Source organism: Enterobacter sp. DVT3837, from assembly GCF_056238685.1.
Map to the genome: position 1 here is coordinate 622591 of NZ_JBWDLA010000001.1, position 18754 is coordinate 641344.

Annotated in this window: 14 protein-coding genes; 4 read left to right on the forward strand and 10 right to left on the reverse strand. The window is 55.6% G+C overall.

What is annotated here, in order from left to right; translation table 11 throughout:
• Positions 1–22 precede the first annotated feature (22 nt).
• The 3 genes from AC0XWG_RS03105 to dgt form a co-directional block, all read right to left on the reverse strand.
• A complete protein-coding gene (locus AC0XWG_RS03105; protein ID WP_475680368.1) occupies positions 23–1180 on the reverse strand; it encodes a CdaR family transcriptional regulator in 1158 nt (385 codons plus the stop codon).
• Positions 1181–1326: 146 nt separating this feature from the next.
• Positions 1327–2763 (reverse strand): serine endoprotease DegP, encoded by a 1437-nt coding sequence (degP, locus tag AC0XWG_RS03110; RefSeq protein ID WP_032666893.1) that lies wholly within the window; start codon positions 2761–2763, stop codon positions 1327–1329.
• A 131-nt stretch (positions 2764–2894) separates the two neighbouring features.
• Positions 2895–4409 carry a dGTPase gene (gene dgt, locus AC0XWG_RS03115; protein ID WP_049005310.1) on the reverse strand — a complete coding sequence of 505 codons (1515 nt, stop codon included), beginning with the start codon at positions 4407–4409 and terminating at the stop codon, positions 2895–2897.
• 83 nt (positions 4410–4492) lie between these two features.
• Between dgt and mtnN the strand changes: the two genes are divergently transcribed.
• From mtnN to AC0XWG_RS03130, 3 genes are read left to right on the forward strand one after another with little or no spacing between them, the layout of a single operon-like run.
• Complete coding sequence (gene mtnN / locus AC0XWG_RS03120; protein WP_028018306.1) at positions 4493–5191, forward strand: 5'-methylthioadenosine/S-adenosylhomocysteine nucleosidase; 699 nt, start codon at positions 4493–4495, stop codon at positions 5189–5191.
• On the forward strand, positions 5184–5984 hold the full coding sequence (btuF, locus tag AC0XWG_RS03125; RefSeq protein ID WP_049005309.1) for a vitamin B12 ABC transporter substrate-binding protein BtuF: 801 nt from the start codon (positions 5184–5186) through the stop codon (positions 5982–5984). Before mtnN ends, btuF begins: the two co-directional genes overlap by 8 nt.
• Positions 5985–6011: 27 nt before the next feature.
• Positions 6012–6635 carry a TRIC cation channel family protein gene (locus tag AC0XWG_RS03130; RefSeq protein ID WP_028018308.1) on the forward strand — a complete coding sequence of 208 codons (624 nt, stop codon included), beginning with the start codon at positions 6012–6014 and terminating at the stop codon, positions 6633–6635.
• A gap of 38 nt (positions 6636–6673) precedes the next feature.
• Here the strand turns inward: AC0XWG_RS03130 and erpA are convergent, their stop codons facing one another.
• Positions 6674–7018 carry an iron-sulfur cluster insertion protein ErpA gene (gene erpA / locus AC0XWG_RS03135; protein ID WP_013095643.1) on the reverse strand — a complete coding sequence of 115 codons (345 nt, stop codon included), beginning with the start codon at positions 7016–7018 and terminating at the stop codon, positions 6674–6676.
• Between the two features lie 79 nt (positions 7019–7097).
• Positions 7098–8498, reverse strand: a complete 1401-nt coding sequence (clcA, locus tag AC0XWG_RS03140) for a H(+)/Cl(-) exchange transporter ClcA (RefSeq protein WP_028018309.1) — start codon at positions 8496–8498, stop codon at positions 7098–7100.
• A 176-nt stretch (positions 8499–8674) separates the two neighbouring features.
• Here clcA and hemL point away from each other — a divergent pair, with 176 nt between their 5' ends.
• A complete protein-coding gene (gene hemL / locus AC0XWG_RS03145) occupies positions 8675–9955 on the forward strand; it encodes a glutamate-1-semialdehyde 2,1-aminomutase (RefSeq protein ID WP_128348530.1) in 1281 nt (426 codons plus the stop codon).
• Between the two features lie 34 nt (positions 9956–9989).
• On the opposite strand, the gene fhuB is transcribed toward hemL, so the two are convergent.
• From fhuB to mrcB, 5 genes are all read right to left on the reverse strand, one after another.
• Positions 9990–11972, reverse strand: a complete 1983-nt coding sequence (fhuB, locus tag AC0XWG_RS03150; RefSeq protein ID WP_475680369.1) for a Fe(3+)-hydroxamate ABC transporter permease FhuB — start codon at positions 11970–11972, stop codon at positions 9990–9992.
• Positions 11969–12859, reverse strand: coding sequence for a Fe(3+)-hydroxamate ABC transporter substrate-binding protein FhuD (gene fhuD, locus AC0XWG_RS03155; protein WP_475680370.1), 891 nt, complete (start codon positions 12857–12859; stop codon positions 11969–11971). Before fhuD ends, fhuB begins: the two co-directional genes overlap by 4 nt.
• Entirely contained in the window at positions 12859–13656 is a 798-nt protein-coding gene (gene fhuC / locus AC0XWG_RS03160) for a Fe3+-hydroxamate ABC transporter ATP-binding protein FhuC (protein WP_049005303.1), read from the reverse strand. The genes fhuD and fhuC overlap by 1 nt, the downstream gene beginning before the upstream one ends.
• A gap of 50 nt (positions 13657–13706) precedes the next feature.
• A complete protein-coding gene (fhuA, locus tag AC0XWG_RS03165; RefSeq protein WP_028018314.1) occupies positions 13707–15956 on the reverse strand; it encodes a ferrichrome porin FhuA in 2250 nt (749 codons plus the stop codon).
• A gap of 235 nt (positions 15957–16191) precedes the next feature.
• A complete protein-coding gene (mrcB, locus tag AC0XWG_RS03170) occupies positions 16192–18717 on the reverse strand; it encodes a bifunctional glycosyl transferase/transpeptidase (protein WP_128348534.1) in 2526 nt (841 codons plus the stop codon).
• Positions 18718–18754: the final 37 nt, after the last annotated feature.

Genomic DNA, 18754 nt, shown 5'->3' on the forward strand with positions numbered 1-18754 from the left:
CCGCATGCCGGGCAAAATTACATCATCGCTGTTCGTCCAGTTGCAGCGCCACATACAGCAGCAGTCTGTCGTCAAAACTCCCCAAATCCAGCCCCGTCAGCTCCGAAATCCGGTTAAGCCGGTATTCCAGCGTATTGCGGTGAATAAACAGCGCTTTCGAGGTCGCCAGCGGCTGCACGTTATGACGAAACCACGCCTGTAGCGTCCGGCGCAGTAAGCCATTGTTGTCCATGGCCTTCAGGCGCGCTAATGGCCGTGCCAGCTCATTAGCCTGCCAGCCCCCGCGCAGGCTGTCGAGCAGCACCGGCAGCATCAGATCCTGATAAAAATAACTGCGGCTTTCCGGCATCCGCTGCTTGCCCACCATCATGGTGGTGCGTGCAGTACGCCAGGAGCGGGCAATGCTGCCCGGTCCGGTAAAGTAATTGCCCAGCGCAACGCGAAAACGCAGTTGACCATTTTCCTTCATCCGGGAGATCAGCAGCTCCACGCGACGACGATGATCGTCCGCATCCCAGCGGCCGAAAGCATTGAGCGCCGGTTTGAGTACCACCATTTCCGTCAGAGATACGATTGCCACCAGGTTATCGCGCTCCGGCGTCGCCAGCGCATTTTGTAGCTGCTGCAGCTCAACCATCGCACTGTCGACCCCAAGCTGGCCGCTATCGACCTCAATCACTGCCACCACACGCGGCTGGTTCAGATCAATCCCCAGACGCTGCGCCCATTCGCTCAGTGCCGGCGTATGTTCTTCCGCCTGGACCAGATTCATCACCAGCTCTTCACGCAGGCGGCTGTCCTGGGCGAGCAGGTGCATCAGGCGCGACTGTTCCAGCATCATCTCTGCCGTCATGCAGACCAGCTCGCCGTATTTACGCAGGGACTCCGGCTCGCCGGTCAGGCCTATTACTCCCACAATCTCGCCTTCAAGGCGCAGCGGCAAATTAATGCCCTGACGGACGCCGTGCAGGTGTTTCGCTACCGCGTCGTCGATATCCACGACCCGCCCCTGGGAGAGCACCAGCAACGCACCTTCGTGCAATTCACCAATACGCTCACGATCGCCGCTACCAATAATGCGCCCACGAGCATCCATTACGTTGATATTGGTATCAATGATTCGCATGGTGCGCGCCACAATATCCTGCGCCATTTTGGTATCAAGGTGCCAGCCAGCCATGTAACCCTCCTCTGAGCAGAGCTCAAGCATAGGGAAGTTCAGCGGCGGCTGCATTGTGCGAATGCACAAAGAGAGAGGAAGATATATGGAGTTGTGGTAAGAGTCACAGAAACGAGAAAGCCCCTGCGTACAGGGGCTTTAGAGGATTACTGCATCAGCAGGTAGAGAGAGGTATCCCCACGCTGGATATTCAGCGCCAGCACGGAAGGCTTGCTGTCGAGAATTTTGCGCAGTTCAGCAATGTTTTTCACCGGCTGCTGGTTGGCACCCATGATGACATCACCTTTTTTCAGGCCGATACGTGCAGCCGGTGAATTCGCTTTCACGTTGTTCACCACCACACCTTTATCCGCACCTTTATTGCTCATCTCGGCACCTTCAATACCGCTGAAGATGGTGCTGGAATCCACCTGATTCTGGCTGCTCTGCTGCAGTTCCAGGCTCACATTAACCGGCTTACCGTCACGCAGCAGGCCAAGGGTCACTTTGCTGCCAATCGGCATAGAGCCCACTTCCGCACGCAGGGCGGCAAAGCTGCTGATCGGTTTACCGTTCAGAGAGGTGATCACATCCCCCGCTTTAATACCCGCTTTTGCCGCAGAGGAGTTCGGCATCACCTGGCTGACGAATGCCCCACGCTGAGCGTCAACTTTCATCGCCTTAGCCAGTTCGGAGTTCAGTTCCGTACCGAGGATACCGAGCTCACCGCGTTTCACCTGGCCGTACTGCACCATCTGCGCGGTCAGGTTTTTCACCATGTTACTTGGAATAGCAAAGCCGATGCCGATGTTGCCACCGTCCGGGGCCAGGATCGCGGTGTTGATCCCGATCAGTTCACCGTTCAGGTTAACCAGCGCACCGCCGGAATTACCGCGGTTGATCGCCGCATCCGTCTGGATGAAGTTTTCGTAGTTTTCCGCATTCAGACCGCTGCGACCAAGAGCGGAGACGATACCCGAGGTGACGGTTTCACCCAAACCGAACGGGTTACCGATCGCCACAGTGTAGTCACCCACGCGCAGCGCGTCGGAGTCGGCAATTTTAATCGCCGTCAGGTTTTTCGGATCCTGAATCTGGATCAGCGCGATATCAGAGCGCGGATCTTTACCCACGACTTTTGCATCGAATTTACGGCCGTCGCTCAGCTGAACTTTAATGGTGCTGGCGTTATCAACAACGTGGTTGTTCGTCACCACGTAGCCTTTCGCCGCATCAATAATCACCCCAGAACCAAGCGCCATGAATTTCTGCTGCTGGCCGCCGCCCTGGCTGTCATCCCCAGCGCCACCGCCCTGACAGAACGGAGAACTCTGGAATGGCGAACCGTCCTGGCAGAATGGTGAGTTGTCACCAAAGAACTGCTGGAAGTTACGCGGCATACGCGGCGTGTTGACGGTCGTGCTGCCCTCAACGTTAATACTCACCACCGATGGCATCACTTTTTCGAGCATCGGTGCCAGGCTTGGCATCTGCTGCGCGGTTGCTGACGACGACGCGGTCTCGGCTGCCGTAGCCGTCAGAGGAGACAGCGCTAAACCTAAACTCAGAGCCAGTGCACTCATTGCTAATGTGGTTTTTTTCATGTTTCTCAATCTCGATTTACAGGTAACGCATAATTGCTGTGTAACTCAGATTCGTTTTATACCGCTTAGTTCCGGCGATAAGTTTATGGAAAAGGTAAAAATTTATTGGCCGTCTTTACAAAACTCAGCGTTTATTCCACAGCCATGAGCTTGCGGTATTCATCCCAGGCATACAAATCTGTCATACCGCTGATATAGTCCTGGATAAGACGACAGCGATAATAATATTCCATCACTGGCCATTGGGGAGAATGGCGATCCAGCTTACCGACCGCTTCAACATACGCCAGCCGATGACGGGTTGAGAGTTTCTGATAAAGGCGGGATTCGATGGGTATTCCACGCACGCGTTCTTTTTCCACCAGTTCACTGAACTCATCGACCGATAACTGAAGCAATGGAGAGTAAATTTCCAGTAACCCACTGATCACCCGGTATCCCTGTAGCTCTAACTGTTCGACATCCGGATGGCTGAATACATGCCGCATTGCCACATGCTTATAAAGCTCAAGGAGTTGACTGAAACTGCTGTCATCTTCCAGCAGCGCGTGATTGAATTCCCCGCTGAAAATCAGCGGCAAATTATCAATAAAACGCGACGCGGCATACGGCACCAGTTTATTTAGTGTATTGACCCGTAAATACATAAAGAACTGATCTTCCGTGCTGCGGCTTAATGTATTTGAGCGCGATTTCTCCCAGGCATTTTCGACAACCTGAGCAAACAACGACCCTTTTTCATGCTTTCCCCAGGCAGTATAAAGATGCTGATAAAGCTCCTCGACGCTGAATATTCTTTTCTCAACGGCATCTTCAAGGTCGGCAACACAATAGGAAATATCGTCTGCGGCTTCCATAATCCAGGTTAATGGAAAACGGCCGTTTGGCGTCAATGAAAGTTCTTTACGTAGCCGTTCAATATAGGCTTCTTCAGAAAGGTAATAGCCCGGCTTTTTCATCAAATAGCTGTGGGATGCGGGCGTCTCTCCCATCCACCAGGCAGGACGCGTATATTTCAGGATACAGCCGACCTGTGCCCAGGTCAGGTTCATACGCATCAGGGAATGGACCAGTCTGATCCCCTGCGCATTACCTTCGAAGTGACACAGATCCTGGCGCACTTTGCGACGCAGATCGTTCAGCCCCTCTTCGCCTTCGCGCAGGCGTAAATCGCGTACGATGCAGCGGTCATCACTAAGCGGCTGGCTTACCGCATCCGAAGGGTAAAGTCGTTGTTTAAACCAGTCATTGATTGCCGCTTCACCAAAGTGACCAAACGGCGGGTTGCCGATGTCATGCATCAGGCAGGCCATCTCAACGATGCTCTCAAAGGGGCCTGTCAGTTCGTCCAGCCCATAGGTTTCCAGCAAACGTTGCTCTTTGAGACGGCTCAAAATCTCTTTGGCAATGTAACGGCCAACCTGCTGCACTTCCATTGAGTGGGTTAAGCGAGTGCGCACTGCAGCGTTACGTTCAAGCGGAAATACCTGAGTCTTTTGCTGCAGACGACGGATGGCGGGCGAGTTAATGATCCGCCCGCGATCGCTTTCGAAGATACGCAGGATCTCATGTTCGGTCTTGTCGCCCTGCGGCGAACGGAAACGTCGGTGCCAGTTAATTTTGGTGCGAAAATCGATCTGCGCCATGTGCTCCCCCGCGTGAGAAATGCGCTTCCACTAAAGCCCATGATAGACTATGCATCTTAACAAGGCACATCGCGAGTAAATCTATGAAAATCGGCATTATTGGTGCAATGGAAGAAGAAGTTACGCTGCTGCGTGACAAAATTGAGAACCGTCAGACGCTCTCTCTGGGGGGTTGTGAGATCTACACCGGCCAACTGAACGGTGTTGACGTGGCTCTGCTGAAATCAGGCATCGGTAAAGTGGCTGCTGCACTGGGTGCAACCCTGTTGCTTGAGCGCTGCAAGCCAGACGTGATCGTTAATACCGGCTCTGCGGGCGGTCTGGCACCGTCGCTGAAAGTAGGTGATATCGTCGTCTCCGACGAAGCACGTTACCACGATGCTGACGTCACCGCATTCGGCTATGAGTACGGCCAGCTCCCGGGTTGCCCGGCAGGGTTTAAAGCTGACGATAAACTGATTGCGGCGGCAGAAACCTGCATTGCCGAGCTGAACCTCAACGCTGTGCGTGGTCTGATTGTGAGCGGTGATGCCTTCATCAATGGTTCTGTTGGCCTGGCAAAAATCCGCCATAACTTCCCTCAGGCGGTGGCCGTTGAGATGGAAGCGACCGCGATCGCTCACGTTTGCCATAACTTCAACGTACCGTTCGTGGTGGTTCGCGCCATCTCTGACGTGGCAGATCAGCAGTCTCACATCAGCTTCGACGAGTTCCTGACCGTTGCGGCAAAACAGTCCACCGTGATGGTGGAACGCCTGGTGCAGAAACTGGCACGTGGCTAAACATACCGTCAGGGCGCTGGCCGCCCTGCTTCTGCTTACGCCGGTATGGCTCTATGCTGTGCCGCGCGTGATTACACTCTCTCCCGCCAACACCGAACTGGCATTTGCCGCCGGGATCACGCCCGTTGGCGTAAGTAGCTTTTCAGATTACCCCCCGCAAGCGGCAGGTATTGAACAGGTTGCGACCTGGCAGGGAATGAACCTTGAGCGCATCGTCGCACTTAAACCGGATCTGGTGCTGGCGTGGCGTGGCGGTAATGCCGAGCGGCAGGTCAACCAGCTCACCTCGCTTGGGATCAACGTCATGTGGATTGATGCCGTGAGCATTGAACAAGTCGCTCAGGCGCTACGCTCTCTCGCCCCTTATAGCCCAACGCCCAAAAAAGCCGAGAGCGCGGCGAAACAGATGCTCAGCGACTATGCCGCGCTAAAATCGCGATACGACACTCCAGTTAAAAAGCGCATCTTCCTGCAGTTTGGTAGCCAGCCGCTGTTCACCACCGGTAAAGGCTCAATTCAGAATCAGGTGCTGGAAGTTTGCGGCGGTGAAAATATCTTTGCTGCCAGCCGGGTACCGTGGCCTCAGGTCAGCCGAGAACAGGTACTGGCACGCCAGCCACAGGCGATTGTCGTGGTCGGAAATGCGAGCGAGATTCCTAAAATTGAACAATTCTGGCGAAACCAGCTAAAAATTCCGGTGATCCCACTCAACAGTGACTGGTTTGAACGCGCCAGCCCGCGTATTATCCTCGCCGCAAAACAGCTCTGTGCCGCGCTGGCAGAGAGTCACTAACATAAGACCCTGTTCGAGGATTTAACGATGCTCGTCTATTGGCTGGATATTCTTGGCACAGCCGTTTTTGCTATCTCCGGTGTCCTGCTGGCCGGGAAACTACGCATGGATCCGTTTGGCGTGCTGGTACTGGGCGTTGTGACCGCCGTTGGCGGCGGGACTATCCGCGATATGGCGCTGGCGAATGGCCCCGTGTTTTGGGTAAAAGATCCCACCGACCTGGTGGTGGCGATGGTTACCTGCCTGTTAACCATCGTCCTGGTGCGCCAGCCCCGCAGATTACCAAAATGGATACTTCCGGTGCTGGACGCCGTCGGCCTGGCCGTGTTTGTGGGTATTGGGGTCAATAAAGCCTTCAATGCGGGAACAGGCCCGATGGTGGCAATCTGCATGGGGGTCTTAACCGGCGTCGGCGGCGGGATCATTCGCGATATTCTGGCGCGTGAAGTGCCGATGATTCTGCGTACCGAGATCTATGCTACGGCCTGCATTATTGGCGGAATTGTTCACGCCACGGCGTACTACACCTTTGCTGTTCCGCTGGAAAACGCTGCCATGCTGGGCATGGTGGTGACGTTGGGAATACGTTTAGCGGCGATACGCTGGCATCTGAAGCTGCCGACGTTTGCGCTGGATGATAATGGAAGATAAAAGCAAAACGGTAACCGTCAGGTTACCGTTTTTGGTCATCAGATGCTGAACGACGAACCACATCCGCAGGTGCTGGTTGCATTCGGGTTGGTCACAACAAAACGTGAACCTTCCAGACCTTCAGTGTAATCCACCGAACCGCCTACCAGATATTGCAGGCTCATCGGGTCAACCACCAGCGCAACGCCCTGCTTCTCGATCGTCATATCGCCATCGTTAACCTGGTCGTCAAAGGTAAAACCATACTGGAAGCCGCTGCAGCCGCCACCGGTAATATAGACACGCAGTTTCAGATCCGGATTGTCTTCATCGGCAATCAGGGTTTTCACTTTGTTGGCTGCTGCTTCGGTAAATTCCAGCGGCAGCGCTACGTCATCACTCATCTTATGCTCCCATGAATACTGCTATTGGGCAAAATTCACCCAATTCTTTATGTCATTATCTAATACCCTGGTATTTCATTCAAGTATTCTGCGTGGCCGCCCGTTCAGCCTCTTGTTTTGCCAGGGTACGCGCCAGGATGGTGGAGTATAGCGGTTTTCCACCCAGGAATTGGGCTAATAGTGTCGCGCCGAGGCAGGTAATGATCATTGGCAAAATGAGCTGGTAATTATCCGTCATTTCCAGCACCAGCACGATGCCGGTCAACGGCGCGCGCAGGGATGCGGCCAGCAGCGCACCCATTCCGGCCACCGCAAACGTCCCGGCATCCAGATGATAAGCCGGGAAACCCACTTCAGCCGCCATTCCAAACGCGGTCCCCAGCAGCGTGCCCAGTGCCAGCATTGGCGCGAAAATCCCGCCGGGTGCGCCGGACGAGAAGCACAGCACCGTCGTGATGACTCTAGAAATAAACATAAACAGCAGCAGACCCACGCTGAAATTCCCTGCCGCCGCGATGGGAATCAGCCCGAAGCCGCCGCCGGCGGCATTGGGTTCAATAAACCCGAGTACACCACACATTCCACCCAGCAGGCCGCCCATCAGCACCCATTTGGTGGTATTTCCGCCGTGAATGCGCTGGAACATATCCTGAGCACGGAGGATAAATGTGTTAAACAGCGGGCCAACCACGCCGAAAATCATGCCGAGGATCAGGTAAAGCCACAGGGTATTAACCGGCGCGTTGGTCAGTTTACCTACCTCAATGACCGCGCCCTCGCCATTGAAGATGCGAAAAACGATGCTCGACATAATGACGCCAGTAAACACCGCTTTAATCGAAATCAGGTTGTAGCGAAACTGCGCGCGCATCTCTTCGATGATAAACAGGATCCCCGCCAGCGGCGCGTTAAACGCTGCCGAAAGCCCCGCCGCCGCGCCGGTTGCCAACAGCGTATGGCGCGCTTCGGCGCTACGCATCCGAAACAGATCGCCCACCATGCGGCCGACGTTCCCGCCCAGTTGTACGGTTGGCCCTTCTCGCCCCAGAACCATGCCCGCCCCGAGCGTTCCCATACCCCCGATAAATTTTACCGGGATGACGCGCCACCAGCGCACCGGGCGTAACTCTTCCAGCGCACCTTCAATTTCCGGGATCCCTGAGCCGCCAGCTTCAGGAGCAAATTTGCGCACCAGAAAGTAACCCACCATGGCAAACAGCGCCGACAGTCCGAACGCCCATACCCAAACCAGCCACCGACTATCGGCGAAACCGGCTACGGTGCCAACTCGCCAGTTCAGTACCGCATTGACCGCTTTTTCAAATAGTACACCCACCAGCCCGGCGACTGTACCGACCACGGCAGCAGCCAGCAGAATAGCCAGCGGGGTTTTATCGCGATTGAGCAAACGCCGAATGCTAATACGGTGCTGTATGCGTCTGAACTGTTGTTCTTCAAATGTGGGGATGTCTGCTTTCATTACCGTTTCTTATCGTCATACAAATAGCCCCAGGGATTCTACCAGAGTGCGCCATGTCATCCCGTGAAAAATACTTAACAATTGTTTAGGAATGAAAGAGGCAAAAATTTCATTACCTTCCGCGGATCACTTAGAATAGTGTGCTTAATCATTTTATACGAACCAGGAACGACGCCATGAGCAAGTCTGAAAACCTCTACAGTGCAGCCCGCGAGCTTATTCCGGGTGGCGTGAACTCACCTGTACGCGCCTTTACCGGCGTTGGCGGCACGCCGCTGTTTATCGAACGTGCTGACGGCGCGTATCTGTATGATGTCGATGGCAAAGCCTACATTGATTATGTCGGTTCCTGGGGACCGATGGTACTGGGGCATAACCACCCTGCTATTCGTAACGCGGTGATTGAAGCGGCTCAGCGTGGTCTGAGCTTCGGCGCGCCAACCGAGATGGAAGTGAAAATGGCGGAGCTGGTGACTGAACTGGTGCCCACCATGGATATGGTGCGCATGGTGAACTCCGGTACCGAAGCCACCATGAGCGCCATCCGTCTGGCGCGTGGTTTTACTGGCCGCGACAAAATCATCAAGTTTGAAGGCTGCTACCACGGCCACGCGGACTGCCTGCTGGTGAAAGCGGGCTCCGGCGCGCTGACCCTCGGCCAGCCAAACTCTCCGGGTGTACCGGCTGATTTCGCAAAGCACACGCTAACCTGTACCTATAACGATCTGGATACCGTTCGCGCAGCGTTCGAGCAATATCCACAGGAGATCGCCTGCATTATCGTTGAGCCCGTTGCGGGCAACATGAACTGCATCCCACCGCAGCCTGATTTCCTGCCGGGCCTGCGCGCACTGTGTGATGAATTCGGCGCGCTGCTGATCATTGACGAAGTGATGACCGGCTTCCGCGTAGCGCTGGCGGGTGCCCAGTCCTATTATGGCGTTGAGCCTGATCTGACCTGCCTCGGCAAAATCATCGGCGGCGGTATGCCAGTCGGTGCATTCGGTGGCCGTAAGGATGTGATGGAAGCCCTGGCACCAACAGGCCCGGTTTACCAGGCGGGAACGCTCTCCGGTAACCCGATCGCGATGGCTGCGGGCTTCGCCTGCCTGACCGAGGTGGCTCAGCCAGGTATTCATGAGACCCTGACTGACCTCACCACTCAGCTGGCAAACGGTCTGCTGGAAGCCGCCGAAGAAGCGGGTATCCCGCTGGTGGTGAACCATGTGGGAGGGATGTTCGGAATTTTCTTCACCGATGCGAAAACCGTCACCTGCTATCAGGATGTGGTGAAATGTGACGTCGAACGCTTCAAGCGCTTCTTCCACCTGATGCTGGAAGAAGGGGTGTACCTGGCTCCGTCAGCGTTCGAAGCGGGCTTTATGTCCGTGGCGCACAGCGAAGACGATATCAATAACACCATCGACGCGGCGCGTAAGGTGTTCGCGAAGCTCTAAGGGCATTGCCGGGTGGCGCTAACGCTTACCCGGTCTACCTGCTCTGCTTTCTCAACAGATAAATAAAGTACGGCGCGCCAATAAAGGTCGACAGCAGACCTGCCGGGACCTGATAGGGAAACAGCACCATTCTTCCGCACCAGTCCGCAAACACCAGCATTATCCCGCCCGTTAGCGCCGACATCACAATATGCGGCATGGTCCGGCGAAAACCCATCATTCTGGCGATATGCGGAGCCATCAACCCCACAAAGCTTAGCGGTCCTATCGTCATGGTGGCCGTCGCTGTCAGACACGCAGCCAGCAGAAGTAGCGCCACGCGCGTTGGCGTTAGCGCTAACCCGACCGCACGTGCGGTTTCGCCACCCAGCGGCAGGATGGTCATCCAGCGACGACACAGCGGCACTACCGCCAGTAACACGATCATCACGATCCCGGTATGAACAACCTGGCTGCCGGTAGCACTGTACGTTGAGCCGGAAATCCAGGTCAGTATCTTCGCCATACGCGGATCGCCACTCGCCTGAAGCAGCATCAGCAACATGGTAAATGCCGTACTGAGCGCCATCCCGGCCAGCAGCATTCGGTGCGGGGAAAAACCACCGCGACCAGAAGCAATCAGGATGATTAACAGCGTCACCGCCGCACCAATACTCCCCGCAGGCATCAACCAGCCGAATGCATTTCCCGGCACGAGGAACAACATCAGCACCACGCCGAACGCCGCGCCAGAGCTAATCCCCAGCACTTCCGGGCTGGCCATCGGATTGCCGGTCAGGCGCTGGATAATACAGCCCACGACGGCCAACATGACCCCGGCAATTAACGCGGAAAGCACCCGCGGCCAGCGCCACTGCAGCAGTTCATGGAATAAATCGCCCATCGCCCAGTGCCAGCCCACCGCATCACGCCCAAAAGCCAATGCGGCAAACGAGGCAATAATCAGCACCGCCAGACCGGTAAGGCTAAACCACAGTACTGACTGACGTTCAGCATGAACCTTATCGCCGACATCCATCGCCGGTGCGCTAATACTGCGCAGACGCGGGAGCAGCCAAAGCAGCAGCGGCGCACCAATGAGCGCGGTCACCGATCCCGTCGACACTTCCCTCCAGACTTGCGCCAGCCAGAGAATGATCTGATCGGAAAGCCAGAGGATCAGCGCGCCAATCAGTGGGGCAAGCATCAGGCGCGCCAGAAGACGCCGTGCGCCGAGCATTTTTGCCAGCAGTGGTGCAAAGAGGCCAATAAACCCGATGATGCCAACGGCGTTTACCAGCAAAGCGCTCAATACAATTGCCAGCGTCAGCGCCGCCAGACGAGCCAGCGACAGCGCCAGCCCCAGGTTACGCGCCACACCATCATCCAGCCCCATTAACGTTAACGGACGCAGGAGCAGCAGGGTCAGCAGTACACCGCCAATTAGCTGCGGCCACAGACGCTCAACACCACTCCAGTCAGTCTGGGTAAGGGTTCCGGTACTCCACAGGAACATGCTTTGCAGCTGATCGTGATGGAACAGCACCAGCAGTTGATTAATCGCGCCACAATAGAGACTGACCACCAGCCCGGCCAGGATTAGCGTCACGGGGGACAGGCGTTTACCCCAGGCCACGCCAAAGACCAGCGCCCCCACCACACATGCCCCCGCGAGAGCCGCAAACTGCGTGGTTAACGCGCCGGGCAGCGCCCACAGCGTGGTAATGGTGATCCCAAGCTGCGCGCCTGTTGCAACGCCCAGCGTCGTCGGCTCTGCCAGAGGGTTACGCAGTACCTGCTGGAACAAAACGCCCACCAGGCCTAACCCGGCCCCGACCAGCAGCGAGATCGCCAGACGCGGTAGCAGGCTGTAGTGGAACACCATCTGCTGAATGTTGTTGATATCCGGGGCTGTCAGCGCGGTGCCCCACTCCCCGCGCGGCAATGCCGTCGACAGGTTGAACCAGGTTAAAACCAGCGCGGCAAGGAAGAGTAAGGACAACAGCAGTGCCGGGAAGCGTGCAATACGCGTACTCATGCTTTACCTCCCAGCGCATTATCCAGCACGCGGGCAAAATGCATGGCCGACAGCGTCGCGCCGTAGAACCATACCGCTGGCACGCGCTGGAAACGCTGCTCACGCACGAACGGCATCGCCTGCCAGAGGGGAGTGGCCATCAGCGTTTGCATGCCACGTTCGTTGCCGTGGTCGAAACACAGCACGTCGACATCACGAAATGCCGCCAGGCGGTCAATACCTACGGTCGTACTGCCCCAGAAGTTCATCTCACCTTCCCAGGCATTGCGAATACCAACACTGTCGAGCACGTCCTGGAACAGACAGTTTTTGCCAAAGACCAGCATATGGCGGGCATCCAGTAACGTCATCATCAACAGCGGGCGATCGCCCCGATGGGCAAAGCGCGGCTTCAGGGAATCAATCAGGGCGTCGAATTCGTCGAGATGCTTTTTAGCCTCCGCCTCACGGTCGAGGATATGCGCCATCTCGTTAATAGAGTGTCTCGCCATGGTCAGCGGTTTTTTACCGTCACTGAAGGAGAAACCTCGACCGGGCGCAATACGCGCCATTGTCTCTTCTGACGGACCGTACCCCGCAGACCAGAACAGGAATGACGGCTTCATCTGAGTGAGCAGTTCAAGGTTTGGCTCAGTCCGCAGGCCGACGTCGATCACCGAGTCCGGCAGCTTCGGCTCGTTCACCCAGAGGTTATAGTTGGGAATGTCCGCCACGCCATAAGGCGTGACGCCGAGCGCCATCATCAGCTCGACTGGCAGCCACTCAAGAGACACGATACGGTGCGGATCGACGGCAGCGGCATGCGCCGTATTCATTTTTAATAACAACGGTGATAGCGCCATTGCCGTCAGCAGGCGACGGCGGCTCATTTGCATTGAATCCAGCATCAGAATACAAAGCTCACCGGTGATGCCCCGGCCGGGTGAGGCAGAATACCCATTGGAATTCCGTAAATGTGTTCCAGCGTTTCGCTGCGCATCAGTTCGGATGGTGTGCCCTGCGCAATCATTTCCCCGCCACGCAGCGCGACGAGGTAGTCACAATAACGCGCGGCCATGTTGATATCGTGCAGGACAGCAATCACCGTCAACCCACGCTGCTGGCTTAAGCGATGCACCAGCGCCAGAACGTCAACCTGATGGGCAATATCCAGCGCAGAAGTGGGTTCATCCAGCAGCAGGCAACGGCTGTCCTGAGCCACCAGCATCGCAATCCACGCGCGCTGACGTTCGCCCCCGGACAGGCTATCAACCAGACGGTGTGCCAGTGGTTTTAATCCCACCAGCGAAATCGCCTCTTCCACTTTTTCTCTGTCGGCGACACCGAAACGCCCAAGCGCCCCGTGCCACGGATAACGTCCAATCGCTACCAGTTCACGCACCGTCATCCCCTCCGCCTGCGGCAGCTGCTGCGGCAAATACGCGACTTTGCGGGCAAAGGCTTTACTGCTCCAGCTCTCCAGCGGTTGGTCATCCAGCAGAATATCGCCTTCCGAAGGCGGCTGATGGCGGCCCAGCATCTTAAGCAAAGTCGATTTACCGGAACCGTTGTGACCAATCAGGCCAGTGACTTTACCGGCAGGGAATGTCAAAGAGAGCGGATGCAGCAAGGTGCGCCCGGGTACGCGAAAGGAGAGATTGTTGAGCGTAAAAGTGGTGTCAGATTGTGTTTTATTATCCTGCATGTCAGCCAACTTAAATAAAAAGGGCACGGCGAACCGTGCCCAAAGAGAGATTAGAAGCGGAAGGTCGCAGTGGCTACAACCTGACGTTCAGCACCCCAGAAGCAACCGTAGGTGTTGAAGCAGCTGGCAACATATTCACGATCGAACAGGTTGTTCACGTGAAGCGCGACGTTTGAGCCGGCCATCCCTACACGCGCCAGGTCGTATCTGACAAGTGCATCAACCACGGTATAGCTGCCCACTTTGAAGGAGTTCGCCGGATCGCCAAAGCTGGAACCGGTATAACGAACGCCAGTACCCAACGTCAGGCCAGACAGCGGGCCATCAAACATGGTGTAATCCCCCCATACGGAGGCCATGTGTTTCGGCACCTGCGCTGGCGTGTTGCCTTTGTAGTTGGTGTCCGTGGTGTATTCCGCATCGGTATAGGTGTAAGAACCGACAACGTTAACGCTCGCAGACAATGCCGCTTTCGCTTCCAGCTCTACGCCACGGGAACGGATCTCACCGCCTTCAACGGAGAAGAATGAGCCCGCTGGGTCAGCCATCAGGTTGTTGGTTTTCGTCAGCTGGTATACCGCACCGGTAATCACGATCGGACGATCGTTCGGCACGTATTTCACACCCGCTTCGTATTGCTTACCTTTAGACGGAGCAAAGATGTTGCCACTCGCACCAGTCTGGGAAGCAGGTTCAAAGGATTCGCTATAGCTGAAGTAAGGTGTTACGCCATTGTCGAACAGATAGTTAACACCACCGCGCCAGGTGAACTGCGTGTCATCACGTTTGGCTGTCGTGTTCGTTACACGGTTATAAGACTCTTGATCGGCCCAGTCATAACGGCCACCAAGGGTTACCAGCACTTTATCCCACTGCGCCTGATCCTGAACGTACAGTCCTGTCTGTTTCTGGCGGTTGAGAATTTGATAAGGGCCGGAAGTTGCAGGATCTTTTGAGCCGAAATCAAAATCGCTGTTCACCGGATGGTAGAGATCCAGCAGCGGTACAGAATCGTCATAACCAAACCAGGAGTTGATGTCATTACGCATACGCATAAAGTCAACGCCGGTCAGCAGAATGTGGTCCACCTCACCGGTAGAGAATTTGCTCTGCAGTTGAGTATCAACGGTGAAGTTCTGCAGTTTTTCATGATCGACAACGTATTTACGCGCCAGGTAATGGCCTTTGTCTGCCGGGGCTAACGCTGCACACTGTTTGTTGCCGCTATTTGCAGGATCGGTACAGACGCCATAGCCGTAAACGCTGTTTTGCGAAGTTTTATTCTCGGCAAAACGCAGGTTCTGACGCACGGTAAAGGTATCGTTGAATGCGTGATCGAAGCTATACCCCACCATTTTCTGGTTACGGGAATAGGTGTTGTTCTTCGCGCCTTCGTTGAAGTCAGTCGGCAGACGATCGCCGTTTGGCAGCGGATCAACCGTTCCCTCTTTTGGCAGCCAGCCGTAGTAGCCCGTTTCAGGCTCGTTCTGGAAATAGGAGAGGAACGTGAAGGTGGTTTTATCATCCGGACGCCAGGAGAACGATGGCGCGATAGCATAACGCTGTTCTTCCGCACGCTCCTGCTGGGCATTGTTAGAACGCGCCACGCCGGTTAAACGGTAGGAGTAAACGCCGTCGTCGTCGATCGCATCGCTAAAGTCAAAGCCAGTCTGGAATAGGCTGTCAGTACCCACTTTGAACTGGATCTCTTTCAGCGGCTCAGTGGTTGGGCGCTTACTCACCATATTCAGCAAGCCACCAGGGCTGCTTTTTCCGTACAGAACAGAAACCGGACCACGCATGATTTCAGCGCGTTCCAGCATATAAGGGTCAATCACCGCGTCGTTATAGAAGTTGCCCTGCATCTTCATACCGTCGAGGTAGTTATTCTGGCTCTGACCATCGGCCGCGAAACCGCGAATGAGCAGGTAGTCATAGGTATTGGACGCACCACGCGTGCCGACAGCGACACCTGGGGTATAACTCAGCGCTTCTTTAACAGAGCGTGGCTGATGCAATGCCATCTCTTCAGCAGTCACGACCGAAATGGACTGTGGGACCTTTTGAATCGGGGTGTCCGTTTTCGTTCCGGTCGCGGATTGCCGTGCAGCGATAGTCGCAGCGGGTCCCCAGGCACTTTCCTGTGCCGCAGGTGCTGCGGTTACCGTAATAGTTTCTTCTTTTTTCGGGGTTTCGGCAGCATGTGCATAAGTCGACATGCCGGCAACCGCTGTGGCGACGACGACCGCGAGTTTACGCAGCGACGTGTTCATTGGCTGAGCAGTATTGGAAAGCGCCATGTTGAATCTCTGATGTGAAAGTGAATGATAACGTAAACGAGAATTATTATTATGAGCGCCAGAATAATATGCGAAACGCTGGTTGCATAGCAAGCAGTAAGCGGCCCTATGAGAATTAAGGGTTTAAGAAATCATCAAGAGAAAACGAAGGGTTAATCAGAGTTAAAGCGAGGGTTAACGAAATGAGGTCTACGGGTAAAAAAAGCCCCCTTCCAGGGAAGAGGGCTTTAAAAGGCTAGTTACCGCCGAACATATCCTTAATCCAGCCGGCGACACCGTCGCTGTCTTTCTTCTCATTCTGCTGCTGCGGCTGTTGCTGCTGCGGCTGCTGTGGCTGAGAAGACGAATCAAACGGATTGCCCGATGGTTGTTCTGGCTGACTTTGCTGACACAGCGCGTCCGGGTTGGTCGTCCAGACCGGCAAGGTACGCATCCCGCCGCCGCAGACAAAGTTACCGGAACCATCCACGCCCATATCAACAATGTCTTCCGGCGCGACCAGATTCAGCGGCACCGGGGACTGATTCGCCAGATAACGCTGGTAAATCGACATCGCGCCGCTTGCGCCGTACAGTTTGGTCGGCTGGTTGTTGTCGCGACCGACCCAGGTGATCACCACTTCACGGCCATCAATACCGGCAAACCAGGTATCGACGTTGTTGTTGGTGGTCCCGGTTTTACCCGCCAGATGCAGACCCGGATACTTCGCTCCCAGTTGACGCCCGGTACCACGCTGCACAACCTGTTGCATCGTCCACAGCGTCATATAGGCGGCCTGAGCAGGCACCGCACGTTCAGCCTGCGGGAAGCTCTGATACAGCACGGAACCATCTTCAGCTATTACTGAACGCAGCGCAGACAGCTGTGCGCGGTTCCCCCCGCTGGCAATGGTCTGGAACGCCTGTGCGACTTCGATTGGCGTCAGGTTAAGCGCACCCAGAATCATCGCCGGTACCGGATTTAGCTGATCTTTCGAAATACCCAGTTTCTGCCAGGTATCAACAATCGCTGGCAGGCCCAGTGACATGCCCAGATTAACCGTCGGTACGTTCATGGAGCGGGTTAACGCATCCACCAGCATCACCTGGCCGCTGAACTGTTTATCATCGTTCTGCGGTGACCATACCTGGCCATTAGGCTGACGCAGGGAAATTGGCGCATCCGCAATCCAGGTATTCAGGCGGTACTGGTTTGGCTGACTCAGCGCAGTGAGATAGGTCGCTGGTTTTGCCAGAGAGCCGATCGAACGACGCGCCTGCATGGCGCGGTTGTAACCTGCAAACTGTGGCTCAGCCCCGCCCACCATCGCGCGCACTTCACCGGTGTTACGGTCAACCACCACCATCGCGGTTTCAAGATCGGAGAGCTTGCGCTGTTTCTTCAGCGCCGGAATGCCTTCCACTGCCGCTTTTTCCGCGGCATCCTGCGCCACGGAGTCAAAGGTAGTGAAGATCTTCACGCCGGAGAGATCTTTAACCTTATCACCGAGCTTACTTTGCAGCTCCTGACGCACCAGCTGCATAAACGCAGGCTGAGGCGAAATCACGCCACCGCGCGGCTGAACGCCGAGTGGACGAGCGCTCAGCATCTCGTACAACTCCTGATCGATCACCTGCTGTTGCTGCAGCAAACGCAGCACCAGGTTACGACGCTCAAGCGCCAGTTTTGGGTTACGCCACGGGTTATAAATTGACGCCCCTTTCACCATGCCGACCAGCAGCGCCTGCTGGTCAAGGCTCAGCTCTTCAACCGGACGGCCAAAGTAGTACAGACTCGCCAGCGGGAAACCACGGATTTCGTTATCACCGCTTTGACCGAGGTACACTTCGTTCATGTACAGCTCAAGGATACGATCCTTGCTGTAACGCGCGTCCATCAGCACGGCCATGTACGCTTCGTTGGCTTTACGCCAGTAAGAACGTTCGCTGGAGAGGAACAGGTTCTTCACCAGCTGCTGGGTGAGCGTACTCGCCCCCTGCACCGTGCGCCCTGCTGTCAGGTTCGCCAGCACCGCACGCCCTATGGAGTAAAGGCTGATGCCATCGTGCTCGTAGAAGTGACGGTCTTCGGTTGCCAGCAGCGTATCCACCAGCAGATCCGGGAAACCGTTACGGGCCACAAACAGACGCTGTTCACCGTTTGCTGACGAAAGCATGGTGATCAGGCGAGGATCAAGACGGAAGAAACCGAACTGGCGGTTGTTATCCATGTTCTCGATGGTATCCAGACGATCGCCGTCAAAGGTCAGACGCGCCCGCACCTGTCCCTCTTTGCTGTCCGGGAAATCAAACGGACGGCGGATCATCTCGATGCTCTTCGCCTGCACGGTGAATTCACCCGGGCGCGTCATCTTCGACACCTGACGATACTGGGTGGCTTCCAGCAGTTTCACCATCTCGTTCTTACTGATGGACATATCTGGCTCAAGGTTCACCATGCGGCCATATACTGCCGCAGGCAATTGCCAGACTTTACCGTCGATACGGCTGCGGATCTTCTGATCCAGATAGACGCCGTAAATCGCCATCAGCACAACAAAAATAATGAACAGCTTCAGCAGCAGCCAGAACCAGCCGCGTTTACCCCGAGGCTTACGCCCTTTGCCTTTCCCTTTACGCGGCATCGGTTCTTCATCCTCATAATCGTCTTCATAGTCATCGTCATAGTCCTCATCTCTGAGGCGACGACGGCTTACCTTTTCTTTCGCCGGACGCGTTGGTTTTCCCTTACGTCCTATTGGCTCGCGGTCATTCCCCGCCATGCTTTTTCTCCGCAACTTTCAGGCGCAAAGGCCCGAT